The organism is Qipengyuania algicida (genome assembly GCF_009828025.1).
Classification (GTDB): domain Bacteria; phylum Pseudomonadota; class Alphaproteobacteria; order Sphingomonadales; family Sphingomonadaceae; genus Qipengyuania; species Qipengyuania algicida.
The window spans coordinates 14868-38462 of record NZ_WTYA01000014.1 but is presented as its reverse complement, the minus strand read 5'-3'; the positions used below and the strand labels follow the sequence as shown (position 1 = coordinate 38462).

Below are 23595 nucleotides of genomic sequence, written 5' to 3'. Positions count from 1 at the left end.
AGTTCAATCTGATCGCTTATGGTGAGTTCGTTCAACTATTCTTGCAGCTCAGCAATGGCTCCTCTCTTGATCGTACGAATGCTAACATTCCCAACCAGCCGGATGAAGCGTGCTCGCTTTAGGAGTTCACGGTTGGCTTCAAGCATTTGAAATCGAACGTGCATACCGATGATGATGGAACTTCAACACGCGGTGGCCTGACCGTGCTGCTAAACGAGCATCGCCCAGAACTAGTCCGTTTCCTGACTGCTCGTTGCGGGAATTCGAATGAGGCCGAAGACTTGTTTCAAGAACTGTGGCTGAAGGCTGCGACAACCGTTACAGGACCGATAGCGAACGGCCGCGCATATCTGTTTCGCATGGCGCATCATCTGGTGCTCGACCGTGTTCGCGAGCGAACTCGGCGTATGCGAAGAGAACGCATCTGGCTCGACGATGGCGCTTATGCACCGACTGAAAGCGTGCACAGCGATCCTTCACCCAGTGCTGAAAATGCGCTGCTGGTTGAGGAGGAGGTCGAAGTACTTCGCGATGCAATCGCGCAGTTGCCGCCCGGCGCTCGGCGCGCACTTGTTCTCTATAGATTTGAAGGTCACAGCCAAGCAAATATAGCGAGCTTGATGGGTATCAGCCGCAGCGGGGTAGAAAAACACATCGCTGCTGCAATGCGCCATCTTCGTGATGCTTTGGCCAACTCCGGATATTTCGATGGCGCGGCGTCCAAGGAAGTAGACGGACGCGAGGCAAGAACGCCATCTGACGGTAAGGATCGATGAAGGAATTCTCCAGACACATCGTTGATGAAGCAGTTCGCTGGCATCTTGCCAGCGAAGGTGACGACATGGACTGGAACGGATTCACTGACTGGCTTGAAGCGAATCCACGCCATCGAGAAGCCTATGACCAGGTGGCAATGGCCGATGCCTTGGCAACAGTTTATGACCGCGAACTAGCAACCGTGGAAGATGATCCAAGCCGTGAACATAAGGTATCTTGGCGCAAACGGGTGTGGCCGATATGGGCGGGCACAGCGATAGCCGCATCACTGTTAGGCCTTGTTCTTGTTCCTCAGTTGCATTCGCCGACGCCGACTATCTATTCAACCACTACCATCCCGCGCGAGATCGCTCTTGAAGATGGTTCACACATCACACTGGCGCCTGACAGTCGACTGGTCGTTAGCGGGCGCGGCGATCATGTCATGGAGCTTATAGGGACTGGCTACTTCGCAATCGCGCATGTGAATGGCAGGCGTCTCACGATTAAGGCTGGCGCGCTGCAAATCTCCGACATAGGCACGGACTTTGATGTGCAGGTGAACGGTCAGAGTACACGCGTTGCGGTGGCTCAAGGCGCATTGACAGTGACCTCCGACAATTTGGCTGAGCCGATCAAACTTTCAGCAGGCAAGCAGTTCGGATTCGATTTGGAATCGCGTCGGGCAATCGAGACAAAGGTCGTGCCAGCCACCGTTGGCGAATGGCGTACAGGTAGGCTTAGTTATGACGATACGCCACTTCCCGTGGTGGTTAGCGACCTTGCGCGTTTCGGCCAGCTGCGCATAAATGTTTCTCCGGCGCTGGCCCAGCGTCGCTTTTCGGGAACTCTTTCAATCCAAGATGGCAAGTCGGCGGTCAAAGACCTCGCCAGGATTATGGCAATTCGCATTGTCGCTCGCGGCAACGTCTATCATCTGGAGCCCTGAACTCCACGCGCAATCAACAAAGTCAGTCGCGATCGATATTCCGGCCGTTAGCCTGCCGGAGGCTGTCGCGATTCTCGCACGGGAAACTGACGCATCGATCGGTTCGGTGGGTGCGCTTCCCAAATTCGAAACGCCGCCTATTCACGGGCATATGTCGGTGGCTGAAGCCCTGTTCAGACTGCTCCGACATACTGGCCTTCATGCCGTACCAGTGGGCACAAACGCGTGGCGGATCGAGCGAGCGCCGAGCAGGGCGGACAGGCGAACGAGGCCGTCAGGCACTACGGAGTCGATCAAATCAGTAGTCTCGAGTCCGATAATCGTCACCGCGACCAAACGCGATCTTGAGCTTGGTTCAACCCCGGACGCGGTTGCGGTCATCGCGCTGGCCCCGGTGGATGCCGTGCAGCCGCAGAACGGCACCGGATACGTCGCTGACAGGGTCGACGGCGCGTCGCTTGCTGGACAAGGTCCCGGTCGTAATCGCCTGTTTCTTCGCGGCGTTGCAGACAGTGCGTTTGGTGGCGTCAGCCAGTCGACCGTGGCAATCGTCTTTGACGAGACGCGTTTGACCTATGAGGCACCCGATCCAGATATTCGACTGGTTGATGTCAGCAAGGTGGAGGTGCTCAAGGGGCCGCAGGGGTCGCTTTACGGCACAGGAGCCATGGGCGGAGTCTATCACATCGTCAGCAATCGGCCGGAGCTCGGGCAATCCCAGTTTATAGCTTCGCTCGGAGGCGGGCTTGTGGCTGACGGCGGAGCACCAAGCTCGGGCTCGGCAATAGTAAATCTCCCCGTGTTACCTGGAACGGCTGCTGTGCGAATGGTGGCCTATGCCGATCAAAGCGCTGGCTGGATCGATACGGGCAATTTGCAAGACACCAATCGATCGAGTGTCGTCGGTTTGAGGGCAGCTCTGGGTATCGAGCCGGGCAATGGTTGGCGCGTGGACGCCAGCGGGTTGGCACAGTGGCTCAATTCACGCGACAGCAGCTACGTCTATTCGCCCGCAAGCTATAGTCGGCCCGTGCAATTACCAGAGCCCCAGGATAATGACCTAATCCATGGATCACTTAGTCTGACCTATAAGGGCGCGATCAATCTGACATTGTCGACCGGCTATACCCACCATGCGGTGGACGGCACCTATGATGCGACACAGGGTGCCACGGGGTTGGGTGTCGCCGATCCCCAGCGTCTCATCGATGCTGCAACCTATACTGTTTGGGACAGCGAAGCGCGCCTCACCGGTTCGTCGGCGCCGATCCATTGGCTGATAGGTTTGAGCCATCTCCAGGCGCGCCATCGTGGTGCACAACAGCTTCAAGGATTCGATGGGAGCGCCGTTATCGACGCAATCAATCGGACGACGCTCGAAACCTCGCTGTTTGGAGAAGTAAACGGGATTCTGGTGCCAAGAGTGCAGCTCAGTCTGGGCTTGCGCGCATCGCGCAACAGCCTCAAGGAAGAGCTTACCACCTTCGCCCAGCCAGCCGAGTATACGCATTCACGATGGGCGCTGACGCCGAGTGTCGCGCTCGCATACAAGGCAGGGGCCGATAGTATTGCGTATGTTCGATATGGCTCGTCGTTCCGGCAGGGAGGAATCTCTTCGGACGCTTCGGGGGCATCCGTGCCGCTCGATGGAGATGAGCTCGCAACCCTCGAAAGCGGTTGGCGACAGCGTTTCGGTCCGGTCACGACCAGCCTGGAACTTTATCATTCGTGGTGGAGCAGCATCCAGTCCGATCGTATATTGCCGGGTGGGATTATCGCAACGATCAACGCTGGGACCGGCGCTATCTCCGGTGCGGAGTTGTCCACAAAGCTGAACCTTCGTCACGGTTGGTCAGTTGCAGCAGGAACCTCGCTCCAATCGGCGCTGCTCGTGCGCAACGAAACCGGTTTGTTGCTGGACGATCGCCGACTCCCAGTGGTGCCTAACTGGGCTTCGCGTCTCGAAATCGCGAGGCAGGTCACGTTCGGGCCCTGGGATCTGAATGCAAATTTCCGGTTGAACTATCTCGGTCCTGCACGGCTCAGCTTCGATCCGGCACTGGATCGCGGCATGGGCAACACGCTCGCGGCCGCCGCGAGCATTTCAGCAACGCGGGGCGCGTTCGCCTTGTCGATCAAGCTCGACAATGTGTTCGGGGCCCGAGGTGATAGCTTCGCTTATGGCAACCCGCTGCGAATATTCGCTGCGCGACAATATGTACCGCAGGCGCCCACCACGTTTCGGCTCACACTATCGTATCGGCACTGACGCATGGCCCGCACTCATATCGGGAATACCGAGATAGGCGGGATATACTGCATCTTCCGTTTGCCGGACTTTGGAGATTTTTGCGATGGGGTACCGGTCACCGATATGTTCGTTTCTGCGTTTGAGGTCTTGTCTTCCCTCTGATGATGCGAGTGTAACGCAGCAATCTCCCGCTCCCGTGAATCCAGATAGAGAGCACGCATACTGGCATATGGATTGTCAGAGGCTGACCGAGCCTGGAACTGTTCGTCGAACCGGATGCGGTGATCGAGTGCCTTAATTGTGCCTGAGGCGATATTGTAGGCGGGTTTGGTGAATGGCGAGCCAACCGCCAAGGGCAGGAGCGATCGATCGATGGCAAGACCGAATAGGTCGCGCACGGTAGTCGGTCCGAGCAAGGGCAAATAAAGAAATGGGCCGGGTTTGACCCCGTAATAGCCCAGCGTGTCGGCAAGGCCATTCGGACGATCGGGAAGGTTGAATGGCTTTCGCTTGGCGATGTCGAACAATCCGGCGATACCGATTGTCGTATTGATACCAAAGCGAGCAATCGTCTCGATTGCCTTTCCCGGCTTCAACTGCAGTAGGAAATTTATCGCCACGTCTGGTTGATGAAGATTTTCAAGGAAATTGTGCAACCCGTTCCTGACTGGTTTTGGTAAACCATGCTTGTATGCCAACGACACGGGTCGAACCACCGCCGCGTCGACCTTCTGGACCGCAGCGAACGAAGTCTCGTTCGCTTTGAAGAGAGGGTCTTCCCGACGGTCGCTTGTTGACCCCGTGACGATGATTTCCGGTTCGGCATTGGCAGTGGATTTATTGGCCGGAGTAGCTGTGGCAGTTTCGTTGCCTTGAACGATAGATCCGGACACTGCTCCTGAACCTGAGTTCGCCTGTCCGACCGACGCAATCGAAACCGTCGCTGTGTTTTCCGTCAAGCTGGGAAGCCTATCTTCAAGGAAAATGGCGAGAGGAATCGCTACCAACATTAAGCGGACGCCTCAATTTGTCGGCCAATTGAGTCCCGTTCATTTCTTGAACTTCCATTTTTGCGGGGTGGCGGTGTGAACGGGAAAGTGTGGGGCAATTTCATGCAGCGCTCCTTAGCAGTTTAGCTTCAGACGCCGCCAAGCGCCCTGCTCCGCATTTGGAGTTACAAAAATTTCGCCTTCGAAGCCGGTTTCCTCCAACAAGCGGCCGGTCCAGTCATCCAGCAGGCAACTCTGAGTCCTGCCGTTGGGCACCTCACTCAGGCAGATGAACCGACGGCACGTTTCGTGTAGCCGTTCGAGCATCGGGAATGTCAGCTATTTCAGCGGATGCAGGCACGGCGCCAAGACCGCGAGCGATGGGCAGCATTTCAATGTTTTGATAAGGAAAGAGCCATTCCGGAGGAGCCATTCCGGACGACAACGTTGCGGACATTGAGCCAGACACAGTCAGACTTCCGCATTGCGCCCCAATCCCGGACATTCCGGCTAGGCAAAGGCGCGGCTGTTACCGATCAAGCTGCGCAACTCCGCCTGTTCCGCCGGGTTGCGCGAAGACCCTGTAAAAGGAGACTGGTGCTGGGGGTGGCTGGCGGAGAGGGAGGGATTCGAACCCTCGATACGGTTGCCCGTATACCGCATTTCGAGTGCGGCGCATTCGACCACTCTGCCACCTCTCCGCATCAAGGCGCATCGCATGGCCTTTGACAGCCAAGTGATCGGGAGCCGGAGCCGTTAGCCGAGCCAATCGCGCTTGCCAAGCGCAAAGCTTGCCCGAAATGCGCGAGATTGGGGATGAATTTGCCGCTCCCGCTTGAGTCCATCGGTTATCGCACCCATATTCCCACGTATATGGAACGAGCACAGTTCTTCTCTCCCCTCGCCGGTCGCACGATAGACGCGCCGAGCAGCGTGCGCACGCAATTCGCGCCGGGCGACGTCGTGCGCCATCGGATGTTCGATTTTCGCGGCGTCGTCTTCGATATCGATCCGGTTTTCGCCAACAGTGACGAATGGTACGAATCCATTCCCGAAGACATCCGGCCCGATCGCAACCAGCCGTTCTACCACTTGTTCGCAGAAAGCGAGGAGGGATCCTATCTCGCCTATGTCAGCCAACAGAACCTTGTCGGGGATTCGCTCGCTGGACCGGTAGAACACCCGGAAGTCCATTCCATGTTCGAACGCTTCGAGAACGGGCGTTATCGCCTGCGCCGCTCGCTGACGCATTGAGGCTCGGAAGGCTCAGCTCTTGAGGTTCCAGCCCGAGCGCAGCACCCGGTAGACCAGCAAGCCGAAAGCGGCGTTGAATACGCCCAGTCCGACAGCCGCCCACACAATCGCCTGCGCGCTGCCGATGTCGCTCTGGCCGAGGAAGCCGTAGCGAAAACCCGAAATGATGTAGAAGAACGGGTTGAAGCGGCTGATGGTCTGGAACACGCCGTGCAGGTGATCGATCGTATAGAACGTCCCCGACAGCAGCGAGAGCGGTGCGATCACGAAATTGGTGACGGCAGCGTTGTGGTCGAATTTCTCTGCCCAGATTGACGCGAGCAGTCCCATCAGGGCTAGCAGGATCGCGCCCATCAGCCCGAACCATACGATCGCCCATGGCTCCACCGCGTGGAGATGGACATTGGGGTAAAGCCACATCGCTGCGGCCACCGTGCAGCCGACCAGCAGGGCGCGGGTGACGGCGGCGGCCACGATCCCGGTCATCAGTTCGCCTTCCGAGAGCGGCGGCATCAGCAGGTCGATGATCGTCCCCTGGATCTTGCCGGCCAACAGCGAAAAGGACGAATTGGCGAAAGAGTTCTGCATCATGCCCATCACGATCAGGCCTGGCGCAACGAAATCTCCGAACGGATAGCCATAGACCCCGTGGCCCGAACGGCCGAGTGCGACGGTGAATATTACCAGAAACAGCAGCGTGGTGATCGCCGGAGCCCAGATCGTCTGCGTCTGGACCTTGAGAAACCGGCGAACCTCCTTAATATAGAGACTCCACAATCCAACGCGATTGATCCCGGTTATGACAGGGACGCCGCGTTGGGCAAACCGGTCCGGGACAGGCGCGCCATTGTGCGTCGATTGCTTCGAACGCGTGTCAGCGAGATTTGCTTGCTGGGCCATAGGGCCGCGACTAGGGCGATGCACCGCGACTGGCAAGTATGAACAGGCAAGCGCGCTTGCCGAGATAACGAAGAGTGACGTGATGAGCTGGACCGACGAACGAATAGCGACCCTCAAGAAAATGTGGGAGAGCGGCTCGACCGCCAGCCAGATCGCCGACGAACTCGGCGGTGTCAGCCGCAATGCGGTCATCGGCAAGGCCCATCGGCTCGGTTTGAAATCACGCCCTTCGCCGGTCAAGGCAAACGACAAGGCGAATGCCAAACCTGCGTCGCCGCCGAAACCGGCAGCAGCGCCCAAGAAGGCGCCGCCCAAGCCGCGTGCTGCCGCACCCGAACCGACTCCGGTTCCGGCAAAGGAAGCTGCGCCCGCACCGCGCCCGGCTGCATCGAACACGCCGATTCCTTCGCAACCACTGCCGAACAAGAACGCCGATGTTTCGCGAATTGTCTCGGTCGGACCGGGCGGCTTCCTGCGTCAAGGCCCCGGCGACCAGCAGGCACCGATTCCGCCCGCCCCGCCCCGGCGCCTCGTTCCCGCCAAACCGAGCGCCGAGATTGCGGACAAGACCAGCCTGCTCGATCTCAGCGACAAGGTATGCCGGTGGCCGATGGGGCATCCCGGCGAAGCGGATTTCCACTTCTGCGGGGAGCAGGTCAATCCGGGCTTTCCCTATTGTATCGAGCATTGCGGGCGCGCCTATCAGGCACAGCTGCCGCGTGGCGCCCGCCGTCCTCCTCCGCCGCTGCCCTTCGGCGGCCCTCGCGTGCGCTGATCCCCAGGGCTATAACGCCGACAAAGGTCCTAAAAAATTAGTGACGTTCTTTAGCCATTTAGGACGACGATAGAGCTACAGATAGACGGATAGGTTTCGGCTGTTCAGGCAGGGGGGCCAATAGTTGGATTGGGCGAGTTTCACGCTGGGGGCATTTATGTCCGCCGTCGCTGTATTCGCATGCGCGGCAATCCTGCTTGCGTGCATCATGCAGCGGCGCTTCCTCTTCTGGGTCGCCGCCAGAGCTATTGCCGTCGGCACGATTGCAATTTCCTTCCCTCCCTCGGGGCAACTTCTGTTTGCATTCGCAAGCGATGCCATCCTGTTGCGAACCATCGCAACCGACATTGCCCTCGCCCTGATCGGGCCGTTGCTTGCGACATATATCGATGATCGCTTCGATCTTCGCCGCACGCGCATCCTGCTGTGGAGCATGTTACCGATCGGTGTATCGCTGACCGTTCTGGCGCCGTCGATCGCGTTTGCGGGGAAGCTCGATATGCTGCATGACATCGTGCTTGCCGGACTTATCGTCATGCTCGTCGTTGCATTGGTCTCGTCGGTCCGCGCGGGCAGTAGGGCGGCCATGTTCCAGAGCGCAGCATGGCTTCCGGGCATTTGCGTCGCACTGGCGGCGCTGTTCTGGGAACTCGCCTTGCAACGCGCCGCACCGTTTTATTTCGAAGCGATACTGATCGCGTTCCTGATAGAGTTCGTCGTTACCGCGGCCGGTATCGGGGACGGCTATATGATAATTTTGCGTCAGCGCGATGCCGCCATGGCCGACGTCCGTACGGCGACCATGGCAAGCTCGCTCGATCCGCTGACCGGCATCGCAAACAGGCGCGGACTTGCACGGCGCTTTCGCGATCCCGACGCGGCGCGGCCGACAGGTGTCGCGATGGTCGATTGCGACCTGTTCAAGCGGGTCAACGATAGTCATGGCCACGACATCGGCGACGAGGTTCTCGTTGCCGTAGCCAGAGCGCTCAGCACAGAGAACTGCTTTCCGGGTCGGCTCGGTGGTGAGGAATTCATGCTGCTCCTTTACGGGCCGCAATGGGAGCGCACGGCGGAGATGGCACGCAGGCGGATTACGGGATCAGTCCGCGAAAACGTACCCGAACTGTCCTTCCCCGTCACAGCGAGCGCCGGACTCGCCGCGATCGATGCCGACGACAGCATGGAAAGCGCCATGAAACGGGCGGACCGCGCGTTATATGCCGCCAAGGGTGCCGGACGCGATCGTTCCTTGCGGCTGACCGACTTCCCGGCGCTCGAACAGTTTCGGCGTTACGCCTGACAAACGCCCTAAGGTAACTCTTTCGAGATTGCATAACCTTGGTTTAGAACCGTGATGCAATCCACCAAATCTCGAAAGGCCGACACCATGTCTCTGACGCTTTATGACGCGCTCGTTCCCAACTGGCTCCAGATTCTCGGTTCGGTATCGCAGCTTGTCGACAAGGCCGATGCAGCCTGCGCCGGAGAGGAATATTACGAGGGGGATATTCTCGAAGCACGGCTGATCGAGGATATGCTGCCCTTCGCCTACCAGGTCAAAAGCTGCTGGGTACACAGCGCGCTCGCGCTTGAGAGCTGCAAGACGGGACACTTTTCTCCGCACATGGCTCCCGCGCCCGATAGCCTGGGCGGGCTACGCGACCTCATCGTCCAGGCAATCAATGGTTTGGAAGCGTGGGACGCCGAAGAACTCAACGCGATCGCTGGCAACGATATGGTCTTTACGATCGGTGACAAGTTGCGAATGGAATTTACGGTTCAGAACTTCCTGTTCGGCTTCAGCCAGCCAAACCTGTTCTTCCATGCGGCCACGACATACAACCTGTTGCGTATGCACGGCTTGCAGATCGGCAAGCGCGATTTTCTCGGCGCGCTCCCGCTGAAAGGTTGAGCTGGCGACCAAAGCACCGCTCAGGAATACCCTGAAGCATAGAAAAGGGCCGCGAGGATTGCTCCTGCGCGGCCCTTCTTGATTCGTCAGGACTGCAATCAGTCCTTGAGGAAGTCCGGTACATGCGCCGGGCCGTCGCCACCGCGATCGCCACGATCACGATCGCCGCCACCACGCGGGCCACGATCACGACCGCCACGGCCACCGCGACGATCACCGCCGCCACGCGGACCACGATCACCCCGGTCGCCACGCGGTTCGCGCGGAGGACGGGTGTCTTCCAGCTCTTCGCCGGTTTCCTGATCGACGACGCGCATCGACAGGCGAACCTTGCCGCGCTGATCGATCTCGAGCACCTTGACCTTCACTTCCTGGCCTTCGGAGACGACATCGGTCGGCTTTTCGACCCGTTCGTTCTTCATTTCGCTGACGTGGACGAGACCGTCCTTGCCGCCCATGAAGTTCACAAACGCGCCGAAATCGACGATGTTGACGACCTTGCCGTTGTAGATCTTGCCGACTTCCGCCTCTTCGACGATGCCGAGAATCCACTTCTTCGCGGCCTCGATCTGGTCGAGGTCGGAGGACGAGATCTTGATCACGCCTTCGTCGTCGATGTCGACCTTGGCACCGGTTTCGGCAACGATCTCGCGGATCACCTTGCCGCCGGTCCCGATCACGTCACGGATCTTCGACTTGTCGATCTGGATCGTCTCGATGCGCGGGGCATGCTTGCTGACTTCGGAACGCGCGGTGCCGAGAGCCTTCTGCATTTCACCCAGGATATGAGCACGCCCGGCTTTCGCCTGTTCGAGCGCCTTGCCCATGATTTCCTGCGTAATTCCGGCGACCTTGATATCCATCTGCATCGTGGTGATGCCGGCTTCGGTGCCCGCAACCTTGAAATCCATGTCGCCAAGGTGATCTTCGTCACCGAGGATATCCGACAGGACCGCAAAGTCCGACCCTTCGAGGATCAGGCCCATCGCGATGCCCGACACCGGGCGCTCGATCGGAACGCCAGCGTCCATCATCGACAGACAGCCGCCGCAAACCGTCGCCATCGAGGACGAGCCGTTGGACTCGGTGATGTCGCTGAGAACGCGGATGGTATAGGGGAAGTCGTCATGCGTCGGCAGCACGTTGTGCAGCGCGCGCCAGGCGAGCTTGCCGTGGCCGGTGTCGCGGCGCGAGGGCGCCCCGAAACGGCCCACTTCGCCGACCGAATAGGGCGGGAAGTTGTAGTGCAGCATGAAGCGCTCGTAGGTCAGACCTTCGAGCCCGTCGATCATCTGCTCCGATTCCTTGGTGCCGAGCGTCGTCGAGCACAGCGCCTGCGTTTCACCACGGGTGAACAGCGAGGAACCGTGAGCACGCGGCAACACGCCGACCATCGCCTCGATCGGGCGAACCTGATCGAGCTTGCGGCCGTCGATACGGGTGCCGTCCTTGAGGATGGCGCCGCGCACGATTTCGGCTTCGAGCTTCTTGGTCAGCTTGATCGCGGTCATGCGCTGCTGGCCGTCGAACTCGTCGCTGGCGTAATGCGCCTTGACCTTCTCGCGCACAGTATTGAGCGCGTCCGAACGGGCGGACTTGTCGGTCAGCTTGTACGCCTTGGCGATATCGTCGCCGATCATGGTCCTGATCGCCGACTTCATATCTTCATTGCCGTCCTGCGACGCGACTTCCCAAGGATCCTTGGCGGCCTGTTCGGCAAGATCGATGATCGCGTTGACGACCGGGCGAATGCTGTCGTGAGCGAAGGCGACCGCGCCGAGCATTTCCTGCTCGTTCAGTTCCTTGGCTTCGGATTCCACCATCATCACAGCGTTGCCGGTGGCCGCGACGACGAGGTCGAGGCGACCGTCATCGGCGAGCGCAGTGGCCTGCTTGGGATTGAGGATATATTCGCCGTCCTTGAAACCGACGCGGCAGGCGCCGATCGGGCCCATAAAGGGCACGCCCGAGATGGTCAGCGCAGCCGATGCAGCGATCATCGCCAGAACGTCGGGCTCGCACTCGCCGTCATAGCTGAAGACCTGCGCGATCACGTTGATCTCGTTGTAAAAGCCTTCCGGGAACAGCGGGCGCACCGGACGGTCGATCAGGCGGCTGGTCAGCGTTTCCTTTTCGGTCGCACCGCGCTCGCGCTTGAAGAAGCCACCGGGGATCCGGCCGGCAGAGGAGAATTTTTCCTGGTAGTGAACGGTCAGCGGGAAGAAGTCCTGCCCTTCCTTGACGCTCTTGGCGGCGGTGACCGCGCAGAGCACTACGGTTTCGCCATAAGTGGCGAGGACCGCGCCGTCTGCCTGACGGGCAATACGGCCGGTTTCCAGAGTGAGGGTTTTCCCGCCCCACTCCAGCGATACGGTTTTCGTGTCGAACATTGATTTTCCTTATGACCCGCACGGCCATATTGCGGTGCGGGGCCTACAGTGCCGGGTAAGCCGTCCCGGTCCGGTGCGGGGCTGTCTGCGCCCCAATTTTCCGCCCCCAGCCGAATTGCTTGAGGTCCGGATGTGCAGAGGGGCGGCCCTTGGAGCCGCCCCTCTGAGAAACTCTTACTTACGAAGCCCGAGCTTCTGGATCAGCGCATTGTACCGCTCGACGTCCTTCTTTTTCAGATAGGAGAGCAGGTTGCGGCGCTTGTTGACCATCATCAGCAGGCCGCGGCGCGAGTGATTGTCCTTGTGGTGGTCCTTGAAATGACCGGTCAGGTTGCGAATACGCTCGGTGAGGATCGCGACCTGCACTTCCGGCGATCCGGTATCACCCTTGGCCTGGGCGTTGTCCTTGATGATCTCTTGCTTCTTTTCGGCGGTAACCGACATACATTTTACTCCGCGACATCTTGATAGTTGAAACCCCGCACGACTTTCGCCGTGCCATCCGTGATCTCGATCAGCGCGACCGGCATGGTGCCGCTGCGCGCAAGATAGAGCCCATCGGATTGGGGCAGCCCCGAAAGAACCCGGCCCTGTCGGACCGCCTGCGCGCTATCGGGATCGAGGGAAAGGGCCGGGATGTCGTCCAGCCCCGCCTCCAGCGGCAGGAGGTGGTCTTGAAGTGGCGCGCCCTTACCGATTTCGTCCAGTTTGTCCAGCGAAATCGCCTGATCCTCGTGGAACGGGCCGGCCTTGATACGTCTTAGATAGGTAACGTGGCCCAGGGTGCCAAGGGCATGGGCGAGATCGCGTGCCAGCGATCGGATATATGTGCCCTTGGAAACATGGGCGCGAAGCGTCACGCTGTCGGCCAGTTCGAGCGGCGCGGCAGGGTCATAGGGATCGGGACGACCGAGTGTCGTTGCGAACGCGGAATCGAGCGGTGTTGCATCGACCGGTCCGAGCAGCTCGAGCGCATGGATCGTCACTCGGCGCGTGGGCATCTCCACGTCCTCGCCTGCACGAGCACGATCATAGGCGCGCTTTCCATCCAGCTTGATCGCCGAATACGCGGGCGGAATCTGGTCGATCGGGCCGGTAAAGCTGTCGAGGATCGCCGCAACAGCGGCGCGCGGCGGGCGATGCTGGCTGGTCGCCATCACCTCTCCCTCGGTATCGAGCGTGTCGGTCTCGTCGCCGAACTGGATCGTGAATTCATAAATCTTGCTCGCATCAAGCATCCGTCCGGCAAGCTTGGTCGCCTCGCCCAGCGCAATCGGCAACACCCCTTCGGCAAGCGGGTCGAGCGTGCCGCCATGGCCGACCTTGGTCCTGGCATAGCCGCCCTGCCGCAACACGCGCTTGACCGCAGCTACGGCCTGGGTCGAGCCCAGGCCGCGGGGTTTGTCGAGCACGATCCAGCCATTGGGACTTGGTTTTACTTCCATGCGCCGCGCCTTAGCGGCGGATTGGCACCCTGTCAGTGCTTCTTGGCAGCAGGTGGCTTGCCGTCGATCTTCACAAAGCTCGAAAACGGATAACGCTGACCGTGGATATAGACCGCGCCGAACCGGTCGAGTGTGCCGGTCGGTCCTGCGTCGATGCCGATATAATTCACATAAGGCAGGTCGAAAGAAGGCGCCATCAGGGTCGCCCTGTACCATTGGCGATTGTTGCTTTCGAAATAGACGGTGGAATCGCCACGCGCCTCCCAGTTCCAGATCCCGACCGTATTGGCGAAGGGGATGCTGGCGTCACGCGCTTCAGCCTGATGCTGCGGGGATGTGGCCGGGGCGGCTTGGGCGATGGCCGGTGCGCAGGCAATTGCGAGCGCGGCGAGAGCGAGGTTCAGCGAACGGATCATGGGTCTGATCTCCTGTGACTATGTCCGCCCGTCCCTGACGCATTTGGAATACCGATCAAACGCGTCCCAACAGGCGTAGGTCCGTTACAAATTGGCAATGCTTTCCGGCACGATTGCGCGCGATCGGATCAGTGCCCGGCAAACGCCTGTGCCAGCAGCAGATAATGCCCCATCAGCCAAGTGACCGGCGGACCGATCAGGCGCTCGATTATACCCGCATTGGGAAACACCCATACCGCTGCGATCAGGATGATGAACAACAGCATCCCCAGCTGCCGCAGCTTGGCATATTGGCGCGAGAGCGAGCGCGGCAGCAGGCCTTCGACGATATGCGAGCCATCGAACGGCGGGATTGGCAGAAGATTGAACAGCGCGAGAAACAGATTGATCAGCAGGAAATACATCAACCCCTGCGCCAGCATCGAAGGCTCCGGGCCTAATGCCATCCCGGCGGCAACTTGCACCTGGCCGAGCAAGCCGAAGCTGCCGATCGCAATTGCCGCTAGCGCCGCGAGCAGGAAATTCGTTCCCGGTCCCGCGGCAGCGACCAATATCATACCCAGCCGCGGATTCCTCAGCCGTCGGAAGTTCACCGGCACCGGCTTCGCCCAGCCAAACACCGGCCCGCCGAACAACGCCAATGCGCCGGGCACCAGCAGCGTGCCGATCGGGTCGACATGGCGCAGCGGGTTCAGCGACAGCCGCCGCTCCTCCCGCGCAGTCGGATCTCCGAGCAGCATCGCGACATAACCATGTGCCACCTCGTGGAACACGATCGCCACGATCAGGCAAGGGATCAGGATGACGGCAAGCTGGATGGTGTCGGACATGAGTACCTATGTAGTGCGCCCCAAGGCCTTGCTGAAGTGCCTGCGACACAGTGCGACGTAGCGATCATTGCCGCCGATCTCGGTCTGCGCGCCCTCGCCTACCGCCGCGCCGCTTTCGTCGACGCGCAAATTCATCGTCGCCTTGCGGCCGCAGTGGCACACCGCCTTCAGCTCGACCAGCGCATCGGCAATGCCGAGCAGCGCGGCTGAACCGGGAAACAGCTCGCCCTGGAAATCGGTCCTGAGGCCATAGCACAGCACCGGAATATCGCCCTCGTCCGCCAGCCGCGCCAATTGCCACACCTGATCGCGGGTGAGAAATTGCGCTTCGTCGACCAGCACGCAGGCGATCCGCTCCGCCTCATGGTCGACCAGCACCGCACGCTCGATATCCGTTTTGGCATCGAAGCGATGGGCATCGCTCGACAGGCCGATCCGGCTGCTGATGGCGCCGAAACCCGGCCTGTTGTCGAGCGCGGCGGTCCACAAAGAGACCCGCATATCGCGCTCGCCGTAATTGAACGCGGCCTGCAGCAGGGTCGAGCTCTTCCCCGCATTCATGCTGGCATAATAGAAATAGAGCTTGGCCAATGTCCTGTTCCGTCATTCCAGCGAAAGCTGGAATCGCTTTCGGCCCCGGTGAGAATTGCGACAGCTCCCAGCTTTCGCCGGGATGACGCGGGTGTCAATCATCCTCGTCCAGATCGCGCGCAACGCGCGGATCACTGAGCAGCCGCTCGATCCGGTCGGCTTCATCGAAGCTTTCATCAGGCTGGAAATTGAGCTTCGGCGCGAATTTCAGCCCGAGCCGCTTGGCGACTTCGCGCTGGAAGAACGCCGTGTTAGTGCGCAGCGCCTTGAGCACCGCGGCCTCATCCTCACCCAGCAACGGCTTAACGAATGCTTTGGCGTTGCGCAGGTCGGGCGTCATGCGCACCTCGGTCACGCTGACCGAATGCGCCGTCAGCACATCGTCATGCACCTCTCCCCGCGCGAGCAGTTCGGACAGGATATGCCGCACCCGCTCTCCGACCTTAAGGACACGGACGGATTGCTGTTCGGGCGTGGACTGGTTGCGAGCCATGAGTTTACTTTCCCGTTGGACGCGGAGTGGGAATGGCGGTGCTGGTCGAACGGGCGAGTAAGGTTCCTGCCAGATCGAACAGTTCGCCCTCCAGGAAGATCACCCGCTTACCGCGCCGCACTACACGGCCCTTGCCCACCAGCGGCCCGGGGGGAACCGGCTTCAGCAATGACATGCTGATTTCCAGGTTCAGCGGCGCTTCGACCTGATCGGTTGCCCAGACATGCGCCCAGCCCATCACCTCGTCGAGAAACCCCGCGACGAGCCCACCCTGCACCGACCCTCGAGGAGTGATGAAGCTGTCAGGCGCGTGGAAGCGCAAGGTAATTTCCTCGCGCTTCCTGTCGAAGCTTTCGAATTCCACGCCCATCAATGTTGCGTGGGCGTGGCCAAGCGCGTGCGCGACCGTCACAGCGTCCGCTCACGCTCCTCGACCTCGAACACTTCGAGATTGTCACCGGCCTTGATGTCGTTGGTATCGGCCAGCACCACACCGCATTCGAGACCCGCGCGGACCTCGTCGACATCGTCCTTGAACCGGCGCAGCGACTGGATGGTCGTGGCCGAAACAATGACGTCGTCGCGCGTGAGACGGGCGTGAAGACCCTTGCGGATGACGCCTTCGAGCACCAGCAGGCCCGCAGCCTTGTCGCGCTTGCCGGCAGGGAACACCTGCTTGACCTCGGCACGGCCGACGACGTGTTCGATCCGCTCCGGACCCAGCTCGCCCGCCATCTCCTTGGCGATCTCCTCGGTCAGGTGGTAGATGACGTCGTAATACATCATCCGCACCTTCTCGCGTTCGACCAGCTGGCGCGCCTTGGCGTTCGGGCGGACGTTGAAGCCGATGATCGGCGCCTTCGAAGCCGCTGCCAGACCCACGTCGCTTTCGGTGATCGCACCGACACCGGCGTGCAGCACGCGCACCTTGATCTCGTCGTTCGAGAGGTTGTGCAGCGCGTTGACGATCGCTTCGACCGAACCCTGCACATCGGCCTTCACCACCACCGGATATTCGATCACGTTGTTGGCGAGATTGGTGAACATGGTGTCGAAGCTGGTCGGGGCCAGCGCGGTGCGCTTTTCGGTCGCCTTTTCCTGACGATACTGGGCCACTTCACGGGCACGCTGCTCATTCTCGACCACAGTCAGCAGGTCGCCCGCACCCGGCACGCCGCCGAGGCCAAGAACCTCGACCGGAGACGAGGGACCGGCTTCCTTGATCTGCTTGCCCGAATCGTCGACGATCGCGCGCACGCGCCCGCTTTGGGTGCCGACCACGAAGGTATCGCCACGCTTGAGCGTACCGCGGGTGACGAGCACAGTTGCGACCGGCCCGCGACCCTTGTCGAGCTGCGCCTCGATCACCGTGGCATCCGCCGGGCGATCGGGGTTGGCCTTCAGTTCCATCAGTTCGGCCTGAAGCGCGATCTTCTCGATCAATTCGTCGAGCCCCTGGCCGGTCTTGGCCGAGATTTCGACGTCCTGCGTCTCGCCGCCCATCGCTTCGACGATGATTTCATGTTCGAGCAGGCGCTCTCGGACGCGCTTGGCATTGGCCTCGGGCTTGTCGATCTTGTTGATCGCCACGATCATCGGCACGCCTGCGGCCTTGGTATGATTGATCGCCTCGATCGTCTGCGGCATGATCCCGTCGTCAGCGGCAACCACCAGCACCACGATATCGGTGACATTGGCACCGCGCGCGCGCATCTCGGTGAAAGCGGCGTGACCCGGCGTGTCGAGGAAAGTGACCTTGTCGCCCGCTTTCGTCTTCACCTGATAGCTGCCGATGTGCTGGGTGATGCCACCGGCCTCGCCCTTGATCACATTGGTGCCACGCAGCGCGTCGAGCAGGCTGGTCTTGCCGTGGTCGACATGGCCCATGATCGTCACAACCGGAGGACGCTGCTTCAGGCTTTCTTCCGGATCGGTATCGACGCTCGTGTCTATATCGACGTCGCTTTCGCTGACGCGGGTGATGTTGTGACCGAACTGTTCGACCAGCAATTCGGCAGTGTCCTGGTCGATCGTCTGGTTGACGGTCACCATCATGCCGAGGTTGAACAGCTCCTTGACCAGATCCGCGCCCTTTTCAGCCATGCGGTTGGCCAGTTCCTGCACGGTAATCGCCTCGGGCACGACCACGTCGCGCACCTGCTTCTCGCGCGGCTTGGACGAGCCACCGCCATGCATCCGGCGTTCCTTTTCGCGTGCACGCTTGAGCGCAGCAAGGCTGCGCGCACGGCGCCCTTCGTCCTCGTTGAGAGCGCGGGTGACGGTAAGCTTGCCGGAACGCCGCTTGTCGGGGCGCTCTGCTGCCGCAGGTGCAGGACGCTTCTCGTCCTTGGCCTTGCGCTTTTCGGGCTTCTTCGGCTCGGGACGGGCGACCGGCGTAAAGCGACGCGGAGCGGGTGCGTCGCCGCCGGAATCGCTCTGTTCCTCGACCGCAGGCGCAGCTTCCTCGACTTCCGGCTCGGCAGCAGCCGCTTCGGCTGCCGCGTCGGCCTGCTTGACCGCTTCTTCTTCGGCCTTGCGGTTGTCCTCGGCTCGACGCTTTTCTTCTTCCGCGGCCTGGCGCGCCTGTTCTTCCTCGCGCTTGCGGGCTTCCTCGGCCTGGCGCAGGCGATCTTCCTCGGCTTCACGCTGGAGGCGCGCGACACGCTCCTGCGGAGTCTCGCCCGCCGGAGCCTTACGTGCGGCAGGCTTCTTCGCTGCCGGAGACGGCGGAGGTGGCGACGGCGGCGGGGGCGGAGGTGGAGGTGGTGGCGGAGCAGCTTCGCCCGGCTTCACGAGCTTGCGGCGCCGCTTCACCTCGACCGCCACCTTGTTGGTGCGGCCGTGGCTGAAGGTCTGCTTGACCTCACCCGCGTCGACCGACCTTTTCAGGCCGAGCGGCTTACGGGTTGGCTTGTCGGTGTCCTCGCTCATGTAGCTCTTCAATCCTTCACGTATTCAATTCGTCGTCGTCAACCGGTGCCCCATGGCCCCGATCGGTCAATATGGCGGGAGAAGGCTCTCCCAGAAAATGCAGCAGGCGCACCAGCAATGACCCGACACGCTCTGCAGCCCGGTCCTCGGCAAGCGCCAGATGAACGACGTTGTCGCGGCCCAGTGCCACAGACAGGCCGTTGCGGTCCAGAGGCAGAATGATGCCAGTCTCGCGCGAACCTTCGCGCCCTTCCCCGACGCGCCACGCCTGATCGAGCCTTTTCCGACCGGATTCGCTCGCATCGCTGGCATGAAGCAAGAGCGCAACCCCGCCCGCTCTTGCGGTTTCGGCAATGCGCTCGGTTCCCAATATGAGTGTGCCTATGCGCAATTCCAAGCCCAGCCGGTCAAGCAATTGTCGCTCGAGCGCGTGCTGGATACGAATATCCAGATCCGTAGGTATGTCGAGCCGACCGTCCTTGAACGCGCGTTTCAATGCGCGTTCAAGCCTGCCGTCTGCCAGTGCGGCGTTCAGCGTCGCGCGATCGACGCCGATCCATGCGCCGCGTCCGGGCGCCTTCGCCTGCACGTCGGGCAACACCAAGCCATCGGGCGAAAGCGCCAGCCGCACCAGTCCGGCGCGCGGCGCAGTCTCGCCGGTCAGCACACAGCGCCGCTCGGGCTCGGAAGCGTTCCGGGCCGCAGAGACTTCAGCGATGTCGGGCGTCAGGCGCTCATTGTTCGGAGTCCGCATCAGCGGCCTCCTGCGTTGCAGTAGCCTCGGCAGCCGGGGCAGGCTCTTCGTCCTCAAACCAATGCGCGCGAGCGGCCATGATGATCTCATTGCCCTGCTCTTCAGTCAGTCCGTATTCGCCCAGCACACCGCCCTTGTCCTGTTCACGCACGGACGGACGCCGCATCGGCGGGCCACCAAGCTCCCCGGCGGGCGAATTGTTGCGGCGACGCGGGGCCTCGCGCTTCCTGGCGATCAGTTCGTCGGTCGCGAGGTCCGCAAGATCGTCGAGCGTCTTGATGCCGCCCTTGCCCAGCGTAACCAGCATCGCTTCGGTGAGATGCGGCAGCTCGGCGAGATCGTCTTCCACGCCGAGTTCGCGGCGCGCCTCGCGATGCGCGGCTTCCTGGCGCTCGATCGCTTCGAGCGCACGGCTTTGCAGCTCTTCCGCAAGCTCGCTGTCGAAGCCTTCGATGCCCGCCAGCTCGTCGAGTTCGACATAGGCGACTTCCTCCAGCTCGGCGAAACCTTCGGCGACCAGCAGCTGACTGAGCGTCTCGTCGACGTCGAGCTCTTCCTCGAACATCTTGGAGCGTTCGGAGAATTCCTTCTGCCGCTTGGTGCTCGCCTCTTCCTCGGTCATGATGTCGATCTGGTTGCCGGTCAGCTGGCTGGCGAGGCGCACATTCTGGCCGCGGCGCCCGATGGCCAGCGAAAGCTGGTCGTCGGGGACCACCACTTCGATGCGGCCCTCTTCCTCGTCGAGCACGACGCGCGCGACAGTCGCGGGCTGGAGCGCATTGACGATGAAGGTCGCCTGATCTTCCGACCAAGGAATGATGTCGATCTTCTCGCCCTGCAGTTCCTGCACCACCGCCTGCACGCGGCTGCCCTTCATGCCGACGCAGGCGCCGACGGGGTCGATGCTGGAATCATGGCTGATCACGCCGATCTTGGCGCGGCTGCCCGGATCGCGGGCGGCGGCCTTGATCTCGATGATTCCGTCGTAGATTTCGGGCACCTCCTGCGCGAACAGCTTCTTCATGAAGTCAGGGTGCGCGCGCGACAGGAAGATCTGCGGGCCGCGGTTGTTGCGCTCCACCTTGGTGATCAGCGCGCGGACGCGCTCACCGACGCGAGCGGCCTCGCGCGGGATCTGCTGGTCGCGGCGGATAACGCCCTCGGCCCGGCCCAGATTGACGATCACATGGCCGAATTCGACCGACTTGATCACGCCGGTGATAACTTCGCCCGCGCGGTCATGGAATTCGTTGAACTGGCGCTCGCGCTCGGCATCGCGGACCTTCTGGAAGATCACCTGCTTGGCGCTCTGCGCGTCGATGCGGCCCAGATCGACCGGCGGCAGCGGGTCGACGATGAAGTCGCCCAACTTGGCATCCTTGTCGAGCTTCTCCGCAGCCTTGAGATCGACCTGCTTGAAGTAGTCCTCGACCTCTTCGACCACCTCGACCACGCGCCACAGGCGCAAATCGCCGGTCTGCGGGTCAAGCTTGGCGCGAATGTCGTTTTCCGCGCCATAACGGTTGCGCGCACTTTTCTGAATCGCCTCTTCCATCGCCTCGATGACGATCGCCTTGTCGATCATCTTTTCCGAGGCGACCGAATTCGCGATCGCGAGGAGTTCTGCCTTGTTGGCGGAAATGGCACTGGCCATCAGTTGTCTGCCTTCTCTTCGTTGACTTCGATAATTTCGTCGGCACCGCTGGTATCCAGCGGGCGGGTCGCGGCGATCAGCTCATCGGTAAGGATCAGCTTGGCCGCATGGATCGAACCGAGCGGAATGGCAAGCCTGCCCGCCTTGCGATCCTCTATTGTCACCAGCTCGCCATCGATCCCTTCGAGGATACCGCGCAGATTGCGCTGCCCGTCATAGGACTTGTCCATGCTGATCTTGGCCTCGTGGCCCGACCATGCGGTGAAATCCTTGGGCCTGGTCAGCGGACGATCGATGCCGGGTGAGCTGACTTCGAGGTGATAGGCGCCGGGAATCAGAACCTCGCCCTGTTCCTCCAGTTCATCGATCCGGTCGGACACGCGGCGCGACAGCGCGGCGCATTGTTCGATCACGAGCTGGCCGGTTGCCGGATCCTCGGCCATGATCTGCAAGGCCTGCTCGCCATCGCCAGCCTCGCTCGCAATCATTTTCACGCGCACGAGGTCGAATCCGAGCGCCTTTGCCTCGGGTTCGATGATTTCGTTCAGACGCGCCAGATCGGCCATTGCAGCTCCGTAAATAAACCATCGATGCGACAATCAGGTTTCGCGCCGGCCCCTTGCGGCGCCAGCCCTTCAAAGTCACGACGATGTCGGGGTGCGCGCTATCTAGGCTGCCGATGCGCGCAATGCAATGGCTTTCACTGGCAGGACGCCTTCAGGCGCGCCCTTCGACCCACTGCTGTGCAAATATTTCGACGTGATTGGATTCGTTCATGAGGATTTTGGGCGCGAGATAGCGCAAGCGGACGACCTCCGAATCATCCAGCAATTCGTCGAATTTAAAGCCTGCGCGTCCGCGCGACTGCCACACGACCTCCCCGAAAGCTTCAGTGTCGTGAATTGTCAGGATGCCCGGACATCCCAGCTTCAGGGGCACATCGAGTTGCAAGCGGGCACCGCCAATCGAAAGATTGTCGATCCTGCACGGGACCACCCCCTCCATCAGCATCAGGCGAGCGCCAATCCCCAGCCGCGCCCGACTGCGCAAACGCCGATTCGATTTCAGCGGATCGAGAGGAGAGACTGATTTCTGTAGCATCTTCTCCAAAGACTAGCCCAGCAGGAGCAGCGATGGCGTTGCTCCGGTACAACGTAGAATTGCCTACCGGAAAATAACTATCGGCGAGCCTATTCAGTCAGCGCGTGCTTCTTGATGCAGTGGCGCAGCTGGTCATAGCTGAGGCCGAGCGCCTTGGCGGTGTGGCGCTGGTTCCAGCGATGCTTGCCCAGCGCATGTTCGAGGATCGCGCGCTCATGCGCATCCACGGCTGCGCGCAGGTCTTCGATCGCGTCGTAGCTTGTCGCAGCTTCGACCGGACTGGCCACGCCACCCGCCGGAGCTTGCGTTTCCTGCTGGACGGGAGGGCCTGCCGGCTTCCACGGACTGTCGAAAGGGTCGAACTGGACATGGCCAATCGGCTCGTTCCAGTCGTCCCAGCGATAGACCGCCCGCTCGACGACGTTGCGCAATTCGCGCACATTGCCCGGCCAGCGGTAATCCTCCATCTCGCGGGCAACGTGCTCGGCGAAACCGGGCCATACCTCCCACGACAACTCGGCCGCCATGCGCCTGCCGAAATAATCGGACAGCACCGCAACATCGCCTTCGCGCACGCGCAGCGGCGGTAGGGTGATGACCTCGAAACTGAGACGGTCGAGCAGGTCGGCACGGAACTCGCCACGCTTCGCCTTGGCGGGAAGATCCTCGTTGGTCGCGGCAACGATCCGCACACTGACCCGGATCGGGCGCGAGGAGCCGATGCGCGTCACTTCGCCATATTCGACCGCGCGCAGCAGCCGTTCCTGCGCGCCCATCGACAAAGTGCCCAGTTCGTCGAGAAATAACGTCCCCTTGTCGGCTTCCTCGAACCTTCCCGCCCGCGCTCTGGTAGCACCGGTGAAGGCGCCCGCTTCATGGCCGAAGAGTTCCGCTTCGATCAGCGTTTCGGGCAGGGCCGCGCAGTTCATGGTGACCAGCGGCTCGTCCCACCGGGAGGACAGGCGATGGAGACGTTCGGCGATCAGTTCCTTGCCGGTCCCGCGCTCGCCGATCACCAGCACGGGGCGCTGCATCGGGGCCGCGCGGCTGGTCCGCTCGACCGCATCGAGAAACGCCATAGACTGGCCGATGAATTGCCCTTCCCGCTCCATGCCCAAGATTTAGTGCAAACCACCATATCTTGGCAAGAATTTCGTGTTTCGGGTGCATCGGCACTGAAAAAGTGGCGGAAATCCAAGTC

Annotated in this window: 23 protein-coding genes and 1 tRNA gene; 7 read left to right on the top strand and 17 right to left on the bottom strand. The window is 61.1% G+C overall.

Annotation, left to right across the window (positions count from 1 at the left end; genetic code table 11):
• Nucleotides 1-158 precede the first annotated feature (158 nt).
• The 3 genes from GRI58_RS14480 (at nt 159) to GRI58_RS14470 (ending at nt 3974) form a co-directional block, all read left to right on the top strand.
• Entirely contained in the window at nt 159-776 is a 618-nt protein-coding gene (locus tag GRI58_RS14480; protein ID WP_337190994.1) for an RNA polymerase sigma factor, read from the top strand.
• Nucleotides 773-1705: a FecR family protein gene (locus GRI58_RS14475; RefSeq protein ID WP_160754316.1), complete on the top strand. Its 933-nt coding sequence runs from the start codon at nt 773-775 to the stop codon at nt 1703-1705. Before GRI58_RS14480 ends, GRI58_RS14475 begins: the two co-directional genes overlap by 4 nt.
• Before the next feature lie 151 nt (nt 1706-1856).
• Entirely contained in the window at nt 1857-3974 is a 2118-nt protein-coding gene (locus tag GRI58_RS14470) for a TonB-dependent receptor (protein ID WP_160754315.1), read from the top strand.
• A 14-nt stretch (nt 3975-3988) separates the two neighbouring features.
• On the opposite strand, the gene GRI58_RS14465 is transcribed toward GRI58_RS14470, so the two are convergent.
• Nucleotides 3989-4966 carry an MlaA family lipoprotein gene (locus GRI58_RS14465; protein WP_160754314.1) on the bottom strand — a complete coding sequence of 326 codons (978 nt, stop codon included), beginning with the start codon at nt 4964-4966 and terminating at the stop codon, nt 3989-3991.
• 590 nt (nt 4967-5556) lie between these two features.
• A tRNA-Ser gene (locus tag GRI58_RS14460) sits at nt 5557-5646 on the bottom strand.
• Nucleotides 5647-5818: 172 nt separating this feature from the next.
• On the opposite strand from GRI58_RS14460, the gene hspQ reads away from it, so the two are divergent.
• Nucleotides 5819-6199 carry a heat shock protein HspQ gene (gene hspQ, locus GRI58_RS14455; protein WP_160754342.1) on the top strand — a complete coding sequence of 127 codons (381 nt, stop codon included), beginning with the start codon at nt 5819-5821 and terminating at the stop codon, nt 6197-6199.
• Nucleotides 6200-6211: 12 nt separating this feature from the next.
• Here the strand turns inward: hspQ and GRI58_RS14450 are convergent, their stop codons facing one another.
• The gene (locus tag GRI58_RS14450; RefSeq protein ID WP_160754313.1) at nt 6212-7099 is read right to left on the bottom strand and encodes an ABC transporter permease; all 888 of its coding nucleotides are present in this window, start codon (nt 7097-7099) and stop codon (nt 6212-6214) included.
• An 82-nt stretch (nt 7100-7181) separates the two neighbouring features.
• Here GRI58_RS14450 and GRI58_RS14445 point away from each other — a divergent pair, with 82 nt between their 5' ends.
• The 3 genes from GRI58_RS14445 (at nt 7182) to GRI58_RS14435 (ending at nt 9789) form a co-directional block, all read left to right on the top strand.
• Nucleotides 7182-7874 carry a GcrA family cell cycle regulator gene (locus GRI58_RS14445; RefSeq protein ID WP_160754312.1) on the top strand — a complete coding sequence of 231 codons (693 nt, stop codon included), beginning with the start codon at nt 7182-7184 and terminating at the stop codon, nt 7872-7874.
• 208 nt (nt 7875-8082) lie between these two features.
• A complete protein-coding gene (locus GRI58_RS14440; RefSeq protein ID WP_160754311.1) occupies nt 8083-9177 on the top strand; it encodes a GGDEF domain-containing protein in 1095 nt (364 codons plus the stop codon).
• 87 nt (nt 9178-9264) lie between these two features.
• Nucleotides 9265-9789 (top strand): DUF1993 domain-containing protein, encoded by a 525-nt coding sequence (locus tag GRI58_RS14435; RefSeq protein ID WP_160754341.1) that lies wholly within the window; start codon nt 9265-9267, stop codon nt 9787-9789.
• A gap of 98 nt (nt 9790-9887) precedes the next feature.
• Here GRI58_RS14435 and pnp read toward each other — a convergent pair whose 3' ends face one another.
• The 14 genes from pnp to pspF form a co-directional block, all read right to left on the bottom strand.
• On the bottom strand, nt 9888-12179 hold the full coding sequence (gene pnp, locus GRI58_RS14430) for a polyribonucleotide nucleotidyltransferase (RefSeq protein WP_160754310.1): 2292 nt from the start codon (nt 12177-12179) through the stop codon (nt 9888-9890).
• A 174-nt stretch (nt 12180-12353) separates the two neighbouring features.
• Entirely contained in the window at nt 12354-12623 is a 270-nt protein-coding gene (gene rpsO / locus GRI58_RS14425) for a 30S ribosomal protein S15 (protein WP_160754309.1), read from the bottom strand.
• 5 nt (nt 12624-12628) lie between these two features.
• A complete protein-coding gene (truB, locus tag GRI58_RS14420; RefSeq protein ID WP_160754308.1) occupies nt 12629-13624 on the bottom strand; it encodes a tRNA pseudouridine(55) synthase TruB in 996 nt (331 codons plus the stop codon).
• Between the two features lie 32 nt (nt 13625-13656).
• A complete protein-coding gene (locus GRI58_RS14415) occupies nt 13657-14040 on the bottom strand; it encodes a DUF6491 family protein (RefSeq protein WP_160754307.1) in 384 nt (127 codons plus the stop codon).
• Nucleotides 14041-14168: 128 nt separating this feature from the next.
• The gene (locus GRI58_RS14410; protein ID WP_160754306.1) at nt 14169-14870 is read right to left on the bottom strand and encodes a site-2 protease family protein; all 702 of its coding nucleotides are present in this window, start codon (nt 14868-14870) and stop codon (nt 14169-14171) included.
• Nucleotides 14871-14876: 6 nt separating this feature from the next.
• Nucleotides 14877-15461 carry a thymidine kinase gene (locus GRI58_RS14405; RefSeq protein ID WP_160754305.1) on the bottom strand — a complete coding sequence of 195 codons (585 nt, stop codon included), beginning with the start codon at nt 15459-15461 and terminating at the stop codon, nt 14877-14879.
• Between the two features lie 94 nt (nt 15462-15555).
• Nucleotides 15556-15954 (bottom strand): 30S ribosome-binding factor RbfA, encoded by a 399-nt coding sequence (gene rbfA / locus GRI58_RS14400; protein ID WP_160754304.1) that lies wholly within the window; start codon nt 15952-15954, stop codon nt 15556-15558.
• 4 nt (nt 15955-15958) lie between these two features.
• Nucleotides 15959-16366 carry a PaaI family thioesterase gene (locus tag GRI58_RS14395; RefSeq protein ID WP_337190993.1) on the bottom strand — a complete coding sequence of 136 codons (408 nt, stop codon included), beginning with the start codon at nt 16364-16366 and terminating at the stop codon, nt 15959-15961.
• On the bottom strand, nt 16363-18885 hold the full coding sequence (gene infB / locus GRI58_RS14390) for a translation initiation factor IF-2 (RefSeq protein WP_160754303.1): 2523 nt from the start codon (nt 18883-18885) through the stop codon (nt 16363-16365). The genes GRI58_RS14395 and infB overlap by 4 nt, the downstream gene beginning before the upstream one ends.
• Nucleotides 18886-18901: 16 nt before the next feature.
• Complete coding sequence (locus GRI58_RS14385; protein WP_160754302.1) at nt 18902-19639, bottom strand: DUF448 domain-containing protein; 738 nt, start codon at nt 19637-19639, stop codon at nt 18902-18904.
• A complete protein-coding gene (nusA, locus tag GRI58_RS14380) occupies nt 19620-21293 on the bottom strand; it encodes a transcription termination factor NusA (protein ID WP_160754301.1) in 1674 nt (557 codons plus the stop codon). Before nusA ends, GRI58_RS14385 begins: the two co-directional genes overlap by 20 nt.
• Entirely contained in the window at nt 21293-21859 is a 567-nt protein-coding gene (rimP, locus tag GRI58_RS14375) for a ribosome maturation protein RimP (protein ID WP_160754300.1), read from the bottom strand. The genes nusA and rimP overlap by 1 nt, the downstream gene beginning before the upstream one ends.
• Before the next feature lie 151 nt (nt 21860-22010).
• Nucleotides 22011-22394 carry a PilZ domain-containing protein gene (locus GRI58_RS14370; RefSeq protein WP_160754299.1) on the bottom strand — a complete coding sequence of 128 codons (384 nt, stop codon included), beginning with the start codon at nt 22392-22394 and terminating at the stop codon, nt 22011-22013.
• Between the two features lie 89 nt (nt 22395-22483).
• Complete coding sequence (gene pspF / locus GRI58_RS14365; RefSeq protein WP_160754298.1) at nt 22484-23506, bottom strand: phage shock protein operon transcriptional activator; 1023 nt, start codon at nt 23504-23506, stop codon at nt 22484-22486.
• Between the last annotated feature and the right edge of the window lie 89 nt (nt 23507-23595).